This window comes from Achromobacter aegrifaciens, assembly GCF_902859965.1.
Classification (GTDB): Bacteria; Pseudomonadota; Gammaproteobacteria; order Burkholderiales; family Burkholderiaceae_B; genus Achromobacter; species Achromobacter aegrifaciens.
Genome location: NZ_CADIKO010000002.1, coordinates 1,567,600 through 1,582,987, shown reverse-complemented (window position 1 = coordinate 1,582,987; position 15,388 = coordinate 1,567,600). Strand labels below are relative to the sequence as shown.

Here is a 15,388-nt window from a genome sequence, read left to right as displayed (position 1 = left end):
GCACATACTAAAAAAACCATAGAGGAGACAACCATGCAACAGAAGAAACCGGCGGCGCGCGCGCGCCTGGCCATCCTGGCGGCGGCGGGGACACTGGCCATGCTGCCCGGCATGCTGATGGCGCAGGGCGCGGCCTGGCCCGCCAAGCAACTCAAGCTGGTGGTGCCGTTCCCCGCGGGCGGCAGCACCGATTCGGTGGGGCGCCTGCTGGCGGCCGAACTGTCCAAGGAGCTGGGCCAGACCGTGGTGGTGGAGAACAAGGGCGGCGCCAATGGCAATATCGGCTCCGACATGGTGGCCAAGGCCGAGCCCGACGGCTATACCCTGCTGCTGTCCGGCGTGGGGTCCAACGCCATCAGCTACGCGATCTACCAGAACATGCCATACCGCAACAGCGACTTCGCGCATATCTCGCTGCTGGCAACCGGCCCCAATGTGCTGGTGGCCAACAACGACTTCCCGGGCAAGACTTTCGCGGACTTCATCAAGCTGGCGCGGGAGAATCCGGGCAAGTACACGCATGCGAGTTCGGGCAGCGGCTCCTCCGGCCACCTGGCCATGGAGATGCTGAAACAGGACGCCAAGATCGACCTGGTGCACGTGCCCTACAAGGGCGGCGCCGCCGCCATCACCGACACCATCGGAGGCCGTGTCTCGGTATTGTTCCTGAACCAGGACGCGTTGCTGCCGCAGGTCACGTCGGGCAAGCTGCGCGCACTGGCCGTGGCCAGCGCCAAGCGCAATCCCGCCTATCCCGATACGCCGACGGTGGCGGAATCAGGCTATCCGGGTTTTTCGGCCGAGTCCTGGTTTGGCTTGTCGGCGCCAGCGAAGACGCCGCCCGCCGTGATCCAGCGCCTGAACCAGGCGACGGTGAAGGCGCTATCCTCGCCCGAGATCCGGCAGAAGCTGGAGAGCGTGGGGTTCGTGGTGGTGGCCGACGACCCGAAATCGTTCTCGGCGTTCGTGGATAACGAGATCACGAAATGGGGCAAGGCCGCCAAGGCCTCGGGCGCGAAAATGGATTGAATGCGTGGATTGAATGCGCGGCCGGGCTTGCTGGCCCGGCCTGACCTGTTTTTCTTGATGAAGTGAAAAGTGCAATGAACTCACCCCTACCCAACCGTTTCCGCCAACGCATCCTGGCGCGCGAACGGCTCATCGGATTCTGGATGTGCATGTCCAGCCACATCACGGCCGAGCTCGTGGGCCTGGCCGATTTCGACTGGCTGCTGCTGGACGGCGAGCACTCGCCCAACGAGGTGCCGATGTTCCTGCAGCAGCTGCAGGCCTTGCAGGGCAGCGCCAGCGCCGCTGTCGGGCGGCCGTCGTGGAACGATCCGGTGGAGATCAAGCGGCTGCTGGATATCGGCTTCTACAACCTGCTGATTCCGTTCATCGAATCCGAAGAGGACGCGCGCCGGGCCGTGGCCGCCACGCGCTACCCGCCGCAGGGCATGCGCGGCGTGGCGGGCGCCCAGCGCAGCAACCGCTATGGCACGGTGCCGGACTACCTGCACACCATCAACGACAACATCTGCGTGCTGCTGCAGATAGAAAGCCGCCCGGGCATCGCCGCGGTGGACGAGATCGCTTCGGTAGAAGGCGTGGACGGCGTGTTCATCGGGCCGTCCGACCTGGCCGCGGCGCTGGGACATATCGGCAATCCCGGCCATCCCGAAGTCCAGGAGGCCATCCGCCATCTGTACCAGCGGGTGTCCGCCCAAGGCAAGGCCGTGGGCATTCTTGCGCCGGTGCATGCGGATGCGCGGCGCTACCTGGACATGGGCATGCACTTCGTGGCGGTGGGCACCGACCTGGGCGTGTTCAAGCAGGCAACTTTCGCCTTGCGCGAGGCGTTCCCGACCTGATGGCGCTCAGGCGTCTTCCAGCGCCAGCAGTTCGCCTATCGTCTGGCGCCGGCGGATCAGCCGCGCCGCGCCGTTGTCCAGCAGCACTTCGGGCGCCAGCGGGCGGCTGTTGTAGTTCGAGGACATGGACGAGCCGTAGGCGCCCGCGTCGTGGAACACCAGGAAGTCGCCGATGCGCGGCTGCGGCAGCAACTGATCCGACACGACGCCGCCGGCGTCCTGGGTGAACACGTCGCCCGATTCGCACAGCGGGCCGGCCACGGCGATGCGGGTCTCCGCCGCGCCCTGCGGCTTGCCGCCATCGGGCGCATGCACCGAAATGCGGTGATAGCTGCCGTACATGGCCGGGCGCATCAGGTCGTTGAAGCCGGCATCGACCAGCGCGAAGTCGCGCTCCGGGCGGCGGTTGATCGAATGCACTTCCGACACCAGCGCGCCGGCCTCGGCGACCAGGAAGCGGCCCGGCTCGATCTCCAGGCGGATCTCGTGGCCCAGGCGTTCGGCGATGCGGCGGCGCGCCGCGTCCCATTGCTCGAAGTAGTGGTCGCAGTCGATACGGGCATCGCCTTCGCGGTACGGGATGGACAGGCCGCCGCCCGCCGAAATGGCTTCGATGTCATGGTCCAGCGAGGCGACCACGTCGACCATGGCGTCGCACACGCTGGACAGGTGGGCGTAGTCCACGCCCGAGCCGATATGCATGTGGATGCCGACCAGCTTCAGGCCGTGGCGGCGCACGATGGCCATGGCTTCGGCCACATCGCCGATCCAGATGCCGTGCTTGCTCTGCGGGCCGCCGGTATTGGTCTTGTTGCTGTGGCCGTGGCCGAAACCCGGGTTGATGCGCAGCCAGACGCGATGGCCGGGCGAGGCCTGGCCCACGCGGGCCAGCATGTCCAGGGAACCGGCGTTGACGGTGATGCCGTGCTTGAGCACCGCGGCCAGCGTGGCGTGGTCGATCAGGTCCGCGGTGAAGACGATGCCTTCCGGCTCGCCCTGGGGCTGGAAGCCGGCAGCCAGGCTGCGCTCGATCTCGCCCAGCGAGACGGCGTCCACCACGGCGCCTTCGGCGCGCATCAGGCGCAGGATGTGCAGGTTGGAGCAGGCCTTCTGCGCATAGCGGATGGTGTCGAAGCGGCGCAGTTGCGCAATGCGTTCACGGATGACGGCGGCGTCGTACACCCAGAGCGGCGTGCCGTGCTCGGCGGCGAGTTGGGTGAGTTGGCGCGGATCGAAGGCCATGGCGGGCGAAACCTTGTTGGTGGAAGTGAAAACAAGGCGGCATGATGCCCGGCTTCGGTCATCCAGTAAAATGCTTAAAATTCCTTGATCGATTCATTTTTGATATGGGTAGGCGATGCTGACGCACCGGCAAATCGAAGTCTTCCGTGCGGTCATGATCGCCGGCAGCGTGACCAAGGCGGCCGAGCTGCTGGGCTCTTCCCAGCCGACCGTCAGCCGCGAGCTGGCGCGCATGGAGCAGGGCATAGGCTTCACGCTGTTCGACCGGGTGGCAGGGCGGCTGCGGCCCACCATGCCGGGCCTGGCGCTGTTCGACGAGGTCCGCCAGTCCTACGCCGGCCTGGAACGGGTCGCTTCGGCCGCGGCCCGCCTGCGGGCCTACAAGGGCGGGCAACTGTCGGTGATCGCGCTGCCGGTCTTTTCCCATTCGATCCTGCCGGACGCGTTCCGGCGTTTCCATGAGCGCCATCCCGGGGTGAGCCTGGCGCTGGAAACCCAGGAATCGCCCTTCCTGGAGGAATGGCTGAGCGCCCAGCGCTACGACCTGGGCCTGACCGAGCACGACGCGGCGCCGGCCGGCACGCGCGTGGAGCTGCTGCTGGAAGTGGACGAAGTCTGCGTGCTGCCCGACGCCCACGAACTCCTGGGCAGGCAGCGCATCGAGCTGGCCGATTTCGAAGGCCATGCGTTCGTCAGCCTGTCCTCCAGCGATCCCTATCGTATCCAGATCGACGAAGCCTTTGCCGAAGCCGGCGTGCTGCGGCGGTCCATCGTCGAGACGACGACTGCCGTGTCTGTGTGTACTTTCGTGCGCCAGGGCCTGGGCCTGGCCATCGTGAACCCGCTGACTGCGCTGGATTTTGCCGGCCGGGGCCTGCATATCCGCCCCTTGGCGCGCTCGTTTCCGTTCCGGGTCAGCGTGGTGTTTCCGGAGCACCGGCCGGGCAATCCGCTGGTGGATGCATTGATGGCGTCGTTGCGCGAGGCGGCGCAGGCGGCCCGGAGCCGCCTGGCGTCTGGCCTGGATCAGGAAATGCCGCGCAGTCGTCGCTCTGCCGCCAGCCGGTAGGCCTGCAAGCGCGCCTTCAGCAGCGGGTCGCCCGCGAACGCGATGCCGGCAGGCAGGATGGAAGGGTCGAATACCAGGGTGCGCTGTGCGTCCTGATCTGGCGCAAGGCGTTCCAGCATCAGATATCCCAGGAGCATCGAGCCGCCATGTCCTGACCAGCCCGTGGACGGGTCGTCCGTCGTGCCTCGTTCCGGCTCCGGGGTAAACGCCAGTTCCAGCGCCACCGGGCCCGCCGCCATTGCATGGCGCAAGGCCTCGTCCATACAGTTCCGACCGGTCAGGGCCTTGTGAGCGCCATCGGCGTTCCTGCCCCGGATCGTCAACCTGCCAGTTCGCGTCCCGCCATCCGCGGCGGTCAGGCGGTAGGAATGAAGCATGTGATAGCTGCGGGAGGCGTAGCCCGTGGGCAGGGCGTCTTGCTGCAGTTGGCCGAAGCGTTGCGCCGGCGCATTGGCCGCCAGATGGGCTTGCAACGCCTCGGGGGCGGTGTGCTGCCTGTTCAGGGCCTGTATGAATGCAAGAAACGTCTGCGGGTCTTGCGCGGGAAAACCTTCGATCGAGTGGCCTACGAGCACCAACTGCGAATCCTGTCCGATACGCACGGCCAGGCCGCGCGGTTCGGCTTGCGGACTGTCCTGGCGAATCCGCGGGTCGGGGCCGGAGTCCGAGAATCGGGCGAGGAGCGGCTGCTCAGCGTCGTTGAACATGGGCGAAGCGCAGAATTGCGCTGCCCGGGGCACGCCAAGGAATCTGCCTTCCACAAGCAGTCCGCGCGCGTGATTGACGCGGCAGCCTGGCGGGACGTCCGCGCCCGCATGGAGCGCGTCAATCAGCTTTGCGGCGATGGAATCCGGCATGGGAGCCTCCTTTTTTCTAATGGATGTTCTGGCTGGTCGGCATTACCCGAGGCCGGATTTGAGCGCGATGTGCTTGTATTCGATGAAGTCCTCCAGCGCGGCCACGCCATTCAGGCGTCCCAGCCCGGATTGCTTGAAGCCGCCTTCCTCGGTGCTGTCGTAGACTTTGGCCCAGTCGTTGATCCATACCGAACCTGCGTCGATGGCTTGCGCGACACGCAGCGACCGCTCGACGTCGCGGGTCCAGACGCTGGCGGCCAGGCCGTATTCGCTGTCGTTGGCCAGGCGTATGGCTTCGGCCTCGTCGGCAAAGCGCTGGATCGTCAACACCGGGCCGAAAGTTTCTTGCTGGACGATGGCCAGGCTGTTTTCGGTCACCTCCAGGAGCGTGGGGCGGTAGAAGGCGCCGCCGACCAGCGGGCCTGTGTCCACCGGCCCGCCGCGCTCGACTGCGGTGGCGCCCGCCGCGATCGCAAGGACGACGGCATGGTCGACGCGTTCGACGCTGGCGCGGTCGATCAGCGGCCCCATGTCGCTGTCCGGATCGGCAGCCGGGCCGACCTTGACCTTGCGCAGCCGGCAGGCCAGTCCGTCGCGAACCTCGGCGTAGATGCCGTCCTGGACCAGCAAGCGGGAGCCGGTCATGCAGAACTGGCCGCTGAAGACAGTCAAGGCCTTTTCAAGCACGGGCAGCGCCGCGTCCACGTCCGCGTCATCGAACAGGATCATGGGAGTCTTGCCGCCGAGTTCCATGCCGAAGCGCTTCAAGTGCCTGGCGCCGGCGGCGCTGATCGCGCGGCCCGTGCGGGTGGAGCCGGTGAAGCTGATGACGGGAACCTCGGGCGAGTCCACCAGATAGGCGGAGCCATCGGGTCCGCTTTCGAAGAACAGATTGATCACGCCGTCCGGAAGGTCCTCCGCCTCGGCCATGATCTCGGCCATGAAGCTGGCTGTTTGCGCCACCTGGCCGGGCAGCTTGACGACCGCCGTGCAGCCGGCCGCCAGCGCCGGCGCCAGCGACCGTATCGTCAGCACGGCCGGTGAATTCCAGGGCGCGATCACCGCCGCTACGCCCATGGGTTGGCGCAGGACCATGGAAATGCTGCCGGGCCTGGGCGTCAGCGCCCGGCCGCTTTCGAGCAGGGCGGCGGCGGCCGCGTAGCGCAGCTTGCTTGGAATCATGTCGAGCTCGAAACCCGCTTCGCCCTTGATCTTGCCGTTTTCGAGGGAGAGGATGTCCAGCAGCCGGTCGCGGTTGCGCTCGAATGCCCGCGCCAACTGCTCCAGCACGCGGGCGCGCAGTTCGTGGTCATGGGCCCAAGGCGTCGTGCGGAAGGCGCGTACGGCTGCCGTGACGGCCGACTTTGCCGCCGCCAAGCCGTTGTCGGGGTAGTGGCCGATGATGTTGTAGGTGGCAGGGTCGATCGATTCCCTCAGGGCGCCTTCGGAGCGCTGGACGCCGCCGATCCAGTTGTAGGCCTTGCGGGTCCAGGCGGTGTTTGCGGCATCTTTCATGATCTGGCCTCCGTGTTCCTGATCCAGTGGCTGACGCGTTCGGCCAGCATGACTACGGTGGGATTGGTGGCGACGGAGGGGACGTCCGGGAAACAGGATGCGTCCGCGACTCGCAGTCTGGCGATGCCGCGCACGCGTCCCTGATAGTCCGTTACCGCGCCAGGATCGCCGTCGCCGCCCATGGGGGCGGTCGAGGTGGGGTGGTGATAGATGTCCAACGCTGTCGGCAGGGCCGCTTCCAGCGCCGCAGCGTCCGCTGCGGCGGGGCCCGGCACGAGCTCCTGAGCGATGATCTCGGACAGCGGGCCCTGGCTCGCGATCCGGCGGATCAATTGAATGCCTTCGACCATCAGTTTCCGATCGCGCGCAGTCCCCAGGATGTTGAGGTCGATGAGCGGCGCAGTGCGGGGATCGCGGTCTTGCAGCTTGAGGCTGCCGATGGAGCTGGGACGAGTCAGCGCCAGGGCCAGCATGAAGATTGCGCCGGTGGGCGAGTCGGCGGGGTCGCCATAATGCACTGCGCTGACATGCAGGTCGCCGTCGCCGGGCCCGGCCCGGGATGACCGGGTCCACAGGATGGCGCCAACCGGCGGGATGGGCAGCCCCAGCCGGTCGGGATGCGCGGCCCAGACCGTGAAGTAGAAGGGATGCTCCTGCAGTCGCAGGCCGACCGGAAGATCGGCGACCACGGGGATGTCCAGGGCCTTGAGGTCCGCCGCCGGCCCGATGCCGGAGCGAAGCAGGATGGCCGCCGATCCATACGTCCCAGCCGCGAGTACGACTTCGCCAGCTGCGATCCGCTCGCCATCGGCCAGGATCACGGCCTGCGCCCGGCCATTTTCAATCTCGACGCGGTCCGCCAGCGTCTCGCTGTAGATCGTCAGGTTGGGGCGGGCGCGCACGACGTCCGACAGGTAGGTCATACCCGTGTTCAGCCGTTGGCCCATGCGGTTGTTCATCGGGTAGGGACCGACGCCGAAAGGCGCGTCGCTGTTGAAGTCCTGCACGCGGGCATGGCCCGCCATCTGGGCCGAAACCAGGAACGCGCGCTGCATGTCGGAGATTTCGTCGTCCTGCAACTGGTGCACCGGCTCCGGGCCGGTGCGGCCATGGCATTGGTCCGCGCCCGAGGCGGTCCATTCACTGCCGCGGAAGAATGGCAGCGCGTCGGCGATGGACCAATGCGGCAGTCCTGCTCGGGTCCAGCGCTCGAAGTCGGCTGCGGGCGCGCGCATCCAGACGCCGGCATTCACGGCCGAGGAGCCGCCCAGCACCTTGCCCCGCGGAACCGGGAAGGACTTTCCGCCCCAGCCTGGCTGGGACACGTATCCCCAGTCGTGTTTGGCGTCGCCGCCGATGATGTTCTGGGCGCGGACGGCGTCCGGGTAGGCGTGGGGCGGATAGGCCTGGCCGGCCTCGAGCAGCAGTACCCGGCGGGCGGGATCCTCGCTCAGGCGGCTGGCCAGCACGGCGCCCGCCGAACCGCCTCCCACCACGATGATGTCGAAGGCAGCGTGCTGAAAGTCTGAATTTTCTGACGCCGAAGGGTGGCGTAGTCCTGTATTCATTGTGGTCTCCTCTAAAAATTCCAGCCTTGTGTCAGGATCGGAGGTTCAAGCGCATCGACGGCTGATCGAATCAGCTGTAGCCAGCGTTCAGCCCGGCATCCCATTGGGATGCATCATTCATCGGTACCGCCTCCGACAGAAGACGGGTGGCGGTCTTTAGAGTCGCGAACATATGTCCGGAACCTTTTCGATCGAATCGTTCAGTGGAATGGTGGCCTTCGCGGCCACGGTAGAGTCCGGCAGTTTCGCTGCGGCCGGGCGCAAGCTGGGCCTGTCCGCGTCCGCGGCGGGCAAGGCGGTTGAAAGGCTGGAGCTCAAGCTGGGCGTACGGCTGCTGCATCGCAGTACGCGCTCTCTGGGGCCGACCGGTGAAGGCGAGGTTCTGTACCGCTATGTCAGCAAGATCCTGAAGGATCTCCAGGAGGCGGAGCGCGAGTTGCAGCTGGTGCAGAACGCGCCCCGCGGCCGGCTCAAGATCAGTGTTCCCACGGTGATGGGCCGCAGGATCGTGTTGCCGGCGCTCAGCGACTTCCACGCGCGCTTTCCCGAGGTGATGGTCGACATCAACCTGGACGACCTGATCGTCGACGTGATCGAGGACGGATACGACCTCGTATTGCGCCTGGGCGAACTGGAGGATTCAGGGCTGCAGGCCCGCAACATCGGCCCGCACGCGTTCACGACTTGCGCCTCACCCGCTTATCTGGCCCAGCGCGGCACGCCGCGCACGCCTGCGGATCTCAGTGAGCATTGCTGTATCTACTATCGGTTTCCAACGACTGGCAGGACGGAAACCTGGGCTTTCAAGGGAGAGCCGTCGGGCAGGGTATTCAAACCCTCCAGCATATTGAATGATGGCGAGGCCCTGGCGTCCGCGGCGATCGGCGGCTTGGGGATCGTGCAGGCGCCCAGCTACCTGGTAAAGGAAGACGTGGCGGCGGGGCGGCTGCGGCCGGTACTCGAGGATTACACGGAAAACCGGGGCAGCGTTTCGCTGCTATGGCCGCCCCGATCGGCGGAGGTTGCCCGGGTGCGCGCGTTCATCGATTTCTTCGCCGAGCGGATCGCGGCGCAGTTATAGCCGCGGCGGGCGCAAGGGGCAAAGGGGAGTATATGGACGCCGCAAAATAGAGCCTTTGCGGCGGCCCGAAACGCAAAAAAGGATGCCCATGGGCATCCTTTTTCATTTGCCGTATTCGTGACGCCCTGAAAACAGGGCGGCAGAATGGCTTAGGCCAGCGCCTTGATGGCGGCAGCCAGGCGGCTCTTGTGGCGAGCGGCCTTGTTCTTGTGGATGATGTTCTTGTCGGCCACGCGATCGATCACGCTGGAGGCCTTCTGGAACACTTCGCCAGCCGCAGCCTTGTCGCCAGCGGCGATGGATTGGCGAACGCGCTTGATGGCGGTGCGCAGCATCGAGCGCAGGCTGGAATTGTGCTTGTTGCGCTCAACGGATTGGCGAGCGCGCTTGCGGGCTTGGGCGGTATTGGCCATGTTGCTATATAAGTTGAATTCGGCAAAGTCGAACATTGTAGCAAGTCCCTACGGGAATGCAAGCTTTTAATGTTTGATCAGCCGATGGAGCGCCCGTCAACCGGGCGGGGGGCGCTGCGGGAGGAATTCCCTGGGCTGGAGAGCCCTTGCGGATGGTCCTCATGCGTTTGAGGAAAACCCGTGGCGCCTACTGGATAAAAACACCGTGCTTAGTATACAACGAAGCCGCTCCGGCGGCACGGGGCGAATGCCGGCGTTGTCAGGTGGCGACGCTGATGGAGACGAACCAGGGCGTGAAACGGCGGACGTGGATGGGCATGATGTCGCGCAGCGTATCGAGCGCTGCGTCGGTGTCGTCCAGCGGGAAGTGGCCGGATACCGGCAGGCCGCCAGCGGCCATGGACACGCGCAGCGTGCCGCTGCGGTAGGGGCGCAGGGCGGCGATCACTTCGGCCAGGGGGCGGCCGCGGGCTTCGACCCAGCCGGCTTCCCAGGCGGCTTCGGCCATGAGTTCGGCGCGCGGGGTGTCCATGCGGGCCGCGTCGAACCGGGCGCCGGTGCCGGCGCGGACGGTGCCGTGGGCCCCGGACATGGTTTCGACCTCGACCTCATGCTCATGCACCACTACCAGGGTGCGCTGGGCTTGCTGGCGCACCATGTAACGGGTGCCCAGCGCGCGGACCGTGCCTTCTGCCGTCTGGACCAGGAAAGGGCGGCGCGCGTCAGGAGCCACCGACACCGTCACGGCGCCGTCCAGCAGACGGACCTGGCGATAAGCGGGAGTGAAGTCCAGGTTGACGCGGCTGCGCGCGTCCAGCAGCAGTTGGCTGCCGTCGGACAGCACGTAGCGGCGACGCTCGCCCGTGGCCGTGGCGGCATCCGCCGCGACATTGCCCAGGGGATAGAAGGCATTGCCCACGTAGGCGGCGCAGGCGCCGGTACCGGCGAGCGCCAGCGCGCCGGCCAGAAAACGGCGGCGAGGGGGCGCAATGGCGGGGCCGGGAGGGGCCGCGAGATGCGGGATGGCCGGGCCGGTGGTCGCGTAGCCGGCGGGATAGGCGTCGCCAAGCCGGCCGAACGTCGATCCTTCCAGCGAGCCGGTCAGCTGCTGCCAGGCGTTCTCGTGGGCTGGGTCGGCAGCGCGCCACGCCAGGAAGTCGTTATAGTCCTGGGCGGTCGCCTTGCCGGAGCGCAATAACAGCAGCCAATTGATTACCTGGTCCGCCATGGGTTGTCCTTGGGCGTACTTCACTTCATGTCCCCGCAGTGCTTCAAGGGGGATCCTTTCGATGGCAATTTGTAAATAATAAAGGTTTTTTACCAAAGATTACCGGCTGATTGTCAATTCTTGACGAATCTAATGCAAAAAAAGCCGGTACTAGACCGGCTTTTGACGTGTATATAGGCAGATTGTCCGAACTTAGCGCGCCGGACGTCGGCCGAAGTCCCTAGGGCGGAAGCCAAACAGTAACAACATTCCGAAGTAGACCGCGCCGCTGGCCGCCAGCACCCCAGCCAGCCAGGCCACCCGCTGACCGGAGTGGGCCTGCAGGGCGATCCAGTCGATGCGTCCGTCCGCATACCAGAGCAAGGCCGCCAGCGCCGCCAAGGCGGGCAAAAGGCGCAGCGCGAACGCCGCCCAGCCGGGGCCGGGCTGGTAGACGCCGCGGCGGCGCAGGCCGATCAGCAGCGCCAGCGCATTCAGGCAGGCGCCCAGGCCGATTGCCAGGGCCAGCCCGGCATGCGCCATCAGAGGCACCAGCACCAGGTTCATCAACTGCGTCATGATCAGCACCCCGATGGCGATCTTCACCGGCGTGCGGATGTCCTGCTTGGCGTAGAAGCCGGGCGCCAGGATCTTCACTGCCAGCAGACCGATCAGTCCGGCAGAATAGGAAATGACCGCCAGCCGGGTCTGGCTTACGTCCTGGGCGGCGAAGGCGCCGTAGTGGAACAGGGTGGCGACCAGGCCGTCGGACAGCAGCGCCATGCCCACCGCCGCCGGCAGGCCCAGCAGCAGCACCAGGCGCAGGCCCCAGTCCAGCAGTCCGCTGTAACCGCCGTGGTCGTCGCGGGCATGGGCGGCGGACAGGCTGGGCAGCAGCACCGTGCCCAGCGCCACGCCCAGCAGCGCCGTGGGGAATTCCATCAGGCGATCGGCGAATGACAGCCAGGTAACGCTGCCCGGCGTGAGCCAGGTGGCGATGTTGGTGTTGATCAAGAGCGAGATCTGCGCGACCGAGACGCCCAGGGTGGCGGGCGCCATCTGCTTGAGGATGCGCTGCACCGTGGGGTCGCCCCAGGCCTCGCGGAACCGCAGGGTGAAGCGTGGCGTCAGGCCGAGCCGGGCCAGGGCGATCCATTGCACAGCCAGTTGCGCAACGCCGCCGATCATGACGCCGATGGCCAGCGCGTAGACCGGCACGTCCATGCGCGGCGCGAGCCAGATGCAGGCCGCGATCATCGCCAGGTTGAGCAGCACCGGCGTGAAAGCCGGCACGGCAAAGCGCCGCCAGGTATTGAGCACGCCCGAGGCGAACGCGATCAGCGACATGCAGAAGATATAGGGGAACATCACCCGCGTCATCCATACCGCGGCGCCGAATTCGGTGTCGCGGGCGGCTCCGCGCAGGCCGCTGGCCATGGCCGATACCACCCAGGGCGCGGCGACGATGCCGATGAGGGTGATGAGCATCAGCGCCGCGGTCAGCAGCAGCGCCACGCGGTCCAGCAGGGTGCGGACTTCGGCTTCGGAACGGTTGTTGCGCGCGGCGCCCAGGATGGGCACGAAGGCCTGGGCGAAGGCTCCTTCGGCGAACAGGCGGCGCAGCAGGTTGGGAATGCGGAAAGCGACCCAGAAGGCGTCGGTGATGGGGCCGGCGCCGAAAGCGCGGGCCACCAGGATGTCGCGGATCAGGCCGGAAATGCGGGACAGCAGGGTGAAGCTGCTGACCGTGGCCGCCGAACGAAACAGGCTCATGGAAGACTACGTAAAAAGGGGGCCGGCAGGCCCCATAACCAACATTGCCCCTTGAATGGGGCAACACTTCGCCCTACGTTTTTTCTCTACGCCGGAGCGCCTTTTTCCCTTGGGCCGCCCCAAGGGAAAAAGAGCCCCCTCGGGGGGCAGAGAGCCCGCGCAGCGGGCGAAGCGTGGGGGCATTATTTCGGCGGCATGCGGATGGCGCCGTCGAGGCGGATGGTTTCGCCATTGAGCATGTCGTTGGTGATGATGCTGTGGACCAGCTTGGCGTAGTCTTCCGGGCGGCCCAGGCGGGCGGGGAAGGGAATGCTGGCGGCCAGCGAGTCCTGCACTTCCTGCGGCATGCCGAAGATCATGGGCGTGCCGAAGATGCCCGGGGCAATGGTCATGCAGCGGATGCCGGTCTTGGACAGGTCGCGCGCGATGGGCAGGGTCATGCCGGCCACGCCGGCCTTGGAGGCGGCGTAGGCGGCCTGGCCGATCTGGCCGTCGAAGGCCGCGACGGAGGCGGTGTTGATCATCACGCCGCGTTCGCCGGTGGGTTCGGGCGCGTTGGCGCTCATGGCCTCGGCGGCCAGGCGCATCATGTTGAAGCTGCCGATCAGGTTGATCGACACGACCTTCTGGAACAGTTCCAGCGGATGCGCGCCATTCTTGCCCACGATCTTGGCGGCGGGCGCGACGCCGGCGCAGTTCACCAGGCCAAAGAGCGAGCCCAGCTCGAGCGCGGCGGCTACGGCGTTCTTGCCGTCGGCTTCCTGGGTCACGTCGCAGTGGACGTAGCGCTGGCCCAGTTCCTTGGCCAGGGCCGAGCCCGGCTCGTCCTGCACGTCGGCGATGACGACCTTGGCGCCGTTTTCGACCAGCATGCGCACCGTGCCGGCGCCCAGTCCGGACGCGCCGCCCGTGACGATGAATACCTTGTTCGCGATTTCCATGTGTCTACCACCAGTAGTTCTAGGGATGAAAGCGGCGCGGCAGGCGCCGGATATGACTAGGCCTTCGGGGCCGGCCGGACGCGTTGCGTTCCGGTGCCAGCGCCGAAGGCCTGTGAGCCATCGAGGCGCCGATCAGCCTTGGACGGCTTCGAACAGGCGCGCCTTGATTTCTTCGACCGCGCCGACGCCGGAGATCTTGCGGTACTTCGGCGCGTCGGCGGGATTCTGCTGCGCCCAGGACGAGTAGTAGTCGACCAGGGGGCGGGTCTGGTCGCGGTACACGGCCAGGCGGTTGCGCACGGTTTCCTCGCGGTCGTCGTCGCGCTGGATCAGCTCTTCGCCGGTGACGTCGTCACGGCCTTCGACCTTGGGCGGGTTGAAGCGCACGTGGTAGCTGCGGCCGCTGGGCTGGTGCACGCGGCGGCCGCTCATGCGTTCGATGATGTCTTCTTCGGGGACTTCGATTTCCACCACGTAGTCCAGCTTGACGCCGGCGCTCTTGAGCGCGTCCGCCTGCGGGATGGTGCGGGGGAAACCGTCGAACAGGTAGCCGTTGGCGCAGTCGGGCTGCTTCAGACGGTCCTGTACCAGGCCGATGATGATCTCGTCGGAAACCAGACCGCCGGCATCCATGACCTTTTTGGCTTCAATGCCCAACGGCGTGCCCGCTTTGACCGCGGCGCGCAGCATGTCGCCGGTGGAAATCTGGGGAATGCCGAAGTGTTGGGTGAGAAACGCGGCCTGGGTGCCTTTGCCGGCGCCGGGAGGTCCGAGCAAGATGAGACGCATGAGTGCTCCTGAAGGGGTGTATTTTTTGTGATCCGGGGAATTATGCCGCAATGCAGCAGCCGATGCGGAGCCGCGCCATAGGAAATAACCCTTATATCTGCTTGCTGTAGACCAGTCGGACGCGTTCCAGATCTGCCGGGGTATCTACGCCTGCGGCAGGAGGGTTGGACGCCCGATGGACGACGATGACGTGGCCGTGTTCCATGGCGCGCAGCTGCTCCAGAGATTCGAAACGTTCCAGCGCGCCCTGCGGCAGGGACGGATAGCGGCGCAGGAACGACACCCGATACGCGTACAGGCCGATGTGGTGCCAGGCCGGCAGGCCGTCGGCCAGCACGCGTTCGCCCGAGGCCAGCGCATCGCGGGCCCAGGGGATCGGGGCGCGTGAAAAATACAGCGCGCGGTCGTTCGCGGCGCAGACCAGCTTCACCACGTTGGGGTTGAACAGGGCCTCGGCGTTGGCCAGGGGACAGGCGCAGGTCGCGATGTCGGCCTCGGGGCTGGCTTGCAGCTTGGCCGCGACCGCGTCGATGAGTTCGGGTTCGATCAGGGGCTCGTCGCCCTGCACATTGACCACGATGGCGTCGTCAGGCAGGCCCAGTTGCTCCACGGCTTCGGCCAGGCGGTCGGTGCCCGTCGGGTGGTCGGCGCGGGTCATCAGCGCCTGCAGCCCGTGCGCCTGCGCCGCCTGTTGCACGCGGACGTCGTCCGTGGCCACATAGACGCGGGAAGCGCCGGACAGCGCCGCGCGTTCGGCGGTGCGCACGACCATGGGCTTGCCGGCGATGTCGGCCAGCGGCTTGTCGGGCAACCGGGTCGAGGCGGTGCGCGCCGGGATCAGGGCGATGAAGCTCATGCTCGGCGGTTCAGTGGGAAGCGGGGGCGTCGTCCAGCGCGCGGGCTTCCGATTCCAGCATGACGGGGATGCCGTCGCGCACAGGGAAGGCCAGGCGGTCGGCGCGGCAAACCAGTTCGGCTTGCTGCCGGTCGTGTTCGAGGCGGCCCTTGCACAGCGGGCAGACGAGGATGTCGAGTAGGCGGGATTCCATGACCGGAATTCTA

Annotated in this window: 15 protein-coding genes; 4 read left to right on the top strand and 11 right to left on the bottom strand. The window is 66.5% G+C overall.

What is annotated here, in order from left to right:
- Nucleotides 1-33: 33 nt before the first annotated feature.
- Together HV793_RS18525 and garL are read left to right on the top strand one after the other, a co-directional pair.
- Nucleotides 34-1,029, top strand: coding sequence for a Bug family tripartite tricarboxylate transporter substrate binding protein (locus tag HV793_RS18525; protein ID WP_175181439.1), 996 nt, complete (start codon nt 34-36; stop codon nt 1,027-1,029).
- Nucleotides 1,030-1,103: 74 nt separating this feature from the next.
- The gene (gene garL, locus HV793_RS18520; protein ID WP_054452400.1) at nt 1,104-1,871 is read left to right on the top strand and encodes a 2-dehydro-3-deoxyglucarate aldolase; all 768 of its coding nucleotides are present in this window, start codon (nt 1,104-1,106) and stop codon (nt 1,869-1,871) included.
- Between the two features lie 6 nt (nt 1,872-1,877).
- Here garL and lysA read toward each other — a convergent pair whose 3' ends face one another.
- Nucleotides 1,878-3,113, bottom strand: a complete 1,236-nt coding sequence (gene lysA, locus HV793_RS18515) for a diaminopimelate decarboxylase (RefSeq protein WP_054452398.1) — start codon at nt 3,111-3,113, stop codon at nt 1,878-1,880.
- Nucleotides 3,114-3,228: 115 nt separating this feature from the next.
- Here lysA and HV793_RS18510 point away from each other — a divergent pair, with 115 nt between their 5' ends.
- The gene (locus HV793_RS18510) at nt 3,229-4,182 is read left to right on the top strand and encodes a LysR family transcriptional regulator (protein ID WP_119449301.1); all 954 of its coding nucleotides are present in this window, start codon (nt 3,229-3,231) and stop codon (nt 4,180-4,182) included.
- On the opposite strand, the gene HV793_RS18505 is transcribed toward HV793_RS18510, so the two are convergent.
- From HV793_RS18505 to HV793_RS18495, 3 genes are read right to left on the bottom strand one after another with little or no spacing between them, the layout of a single operon-like run.
- Nucleotides 4,140-5,039 carry a catalase gene (locus tag HV793_RS18505; RefSeq protein WP_119449302.1) on the bottom strand — a complete coding sequence of 300 codons (900 nt, stop codon included), beginning with the start codon at nt 5,037-5,039 and terminating at the stop codon, nt 4,140-4,142. The genes HV793_RS18510 and HV793_RS18505 overlap by 43 nt on opposite strands.
- A 42-nt stretch (nt 5,040-5,081) precedes the next feature.
- Nucleotides 5,082-6,554, bottom strand: a complete 1,473-nt coding sequence (locus tag HV793_RS18500; protein WP_225596788.1) for an aldehyde dehydrogenase family protein — start codon at nt 6,552-6,554, stop codon at nt 5,082-5,084.
- Entirely contained in the window at nt 6,551-8,122 is a 1,572-nt protein-coding gene (locus tag HV793_RS18495; protein WP_175213714.1) for a GMC family oxidoreductase, read from the bottom strand. Before HV793_RS18495 ends, HV793_RS18500 begins: the two co-directional genes overlap by 4 nt.
- A 172-nt stretch (nt 8,123-8,294) precedes the next feature.
- Between HV793_RS18495 and HV793_RS18490 the strand changes: the two genes are divergently transcribed.
- On the top strand, nt 8,295-9,203 hold the full coding sequence (locus HV793_RS18490) for a LysR family transcriptional regulator (RefSeq protein WP_119449304.1): 909 nt from the start codon (nt 8,295-8,297) through the stop codon (nt 9,201-9,203).
- 149 nt (nt 9,204-9,352) lie between these two features.
- Here HV793_RS18490 and rpsT read toward each other — a convergent pair whose 3' ends face one another.
- The 7 genes from rpsT to HV793_RS18455 form a co-directional block, all read right to left on the bottom strand.
- The gene (gene rpsT / locus HV793_RS18485) at nt 9,353-9,616 is read right to left on the bottom strand and encodes a 30S ribosomal protein S20 (protein ID WP_006396042.1); all 264 of its coding nucleotides are present in this window, start codon (nt 9,614-9,616) and stop codon (nt 9,353-9,355) included.
- A 259-nt stretch (nt 9,617-9,875) separates the two neighbouring features.
- Complete coding sequence (locus HV793_RS18480; RefSeq protein ID WP_175163563.1) at nt 9,876-10,844, bottom strand: FecR domain-containing protein; 969 nt, start codon at nt 10,842-10,844, stop codon at nt 9,876-9,878.
- 192 nt (nt 10,845-11,036) lie between these two features.
- Nucleotides 11,037-12,596, bottom strand: coding sequence for a murein biosynthesis integral membrane protein MurJ (murJ, locus tag HV793_RS18475; RefSeq protein WP_054452384.1), 1,560 nt, complete (start codon nt 12,594-12,596; stop codon nt 11,037-11,039).
- Nucleotides 12,597-12,778: 182 nt separating this feature from the next.
- A complete protein-coding gene (locus HV793_RS18470) occupies nt 12,779-13,537 on the bottom strand; it encodes a 3-hydroxyacyl-CoA dehydrogenase (RefSeq protein ID WP_054452382.1) in 759 nt (252 codons plus the stop codon).
- Between the two features lie 132 nt (nt 13,538-13,669).
- Nucleotides 13,670-14,326, bottom strand: coding sequence for an adenylate kinase (adk, locus tag HV793_RS18465; protein WP_054452380.1), 657 nt, complete (start codon nt 14,324-14,326; stop codon nt 13,670-13,672).
- Nucleotides 14,327-14,417: 91 nt separating this feature from the next.
- Complete coding sequence (kdsB, locus tag HV793_RS18460) at nt 14,418-15,182, bottom strand: 3-deoxy-manno-octulosonate cytidylyltransferase (RefSeq protein ID WP_054452378.1); 765 nt, start codon at nt 15,180-15,182, stop codon at nt 14,418-14,420.
- Between the two features lie 10 nt (nt 15,183-15,192).
- Nucleotides 15,193-15,375, bottom strand: coding sequence for a Trm112 family protein (locus tag HV793_RS18455; RefSeq protein WP_054452377.1), 183 nt, complete (start codon nt 15,373-15,375; stop codon nt 15,193-15,195).
- Nucleotides 15,376-15,388: the final 13 nt, after the last annotated feature.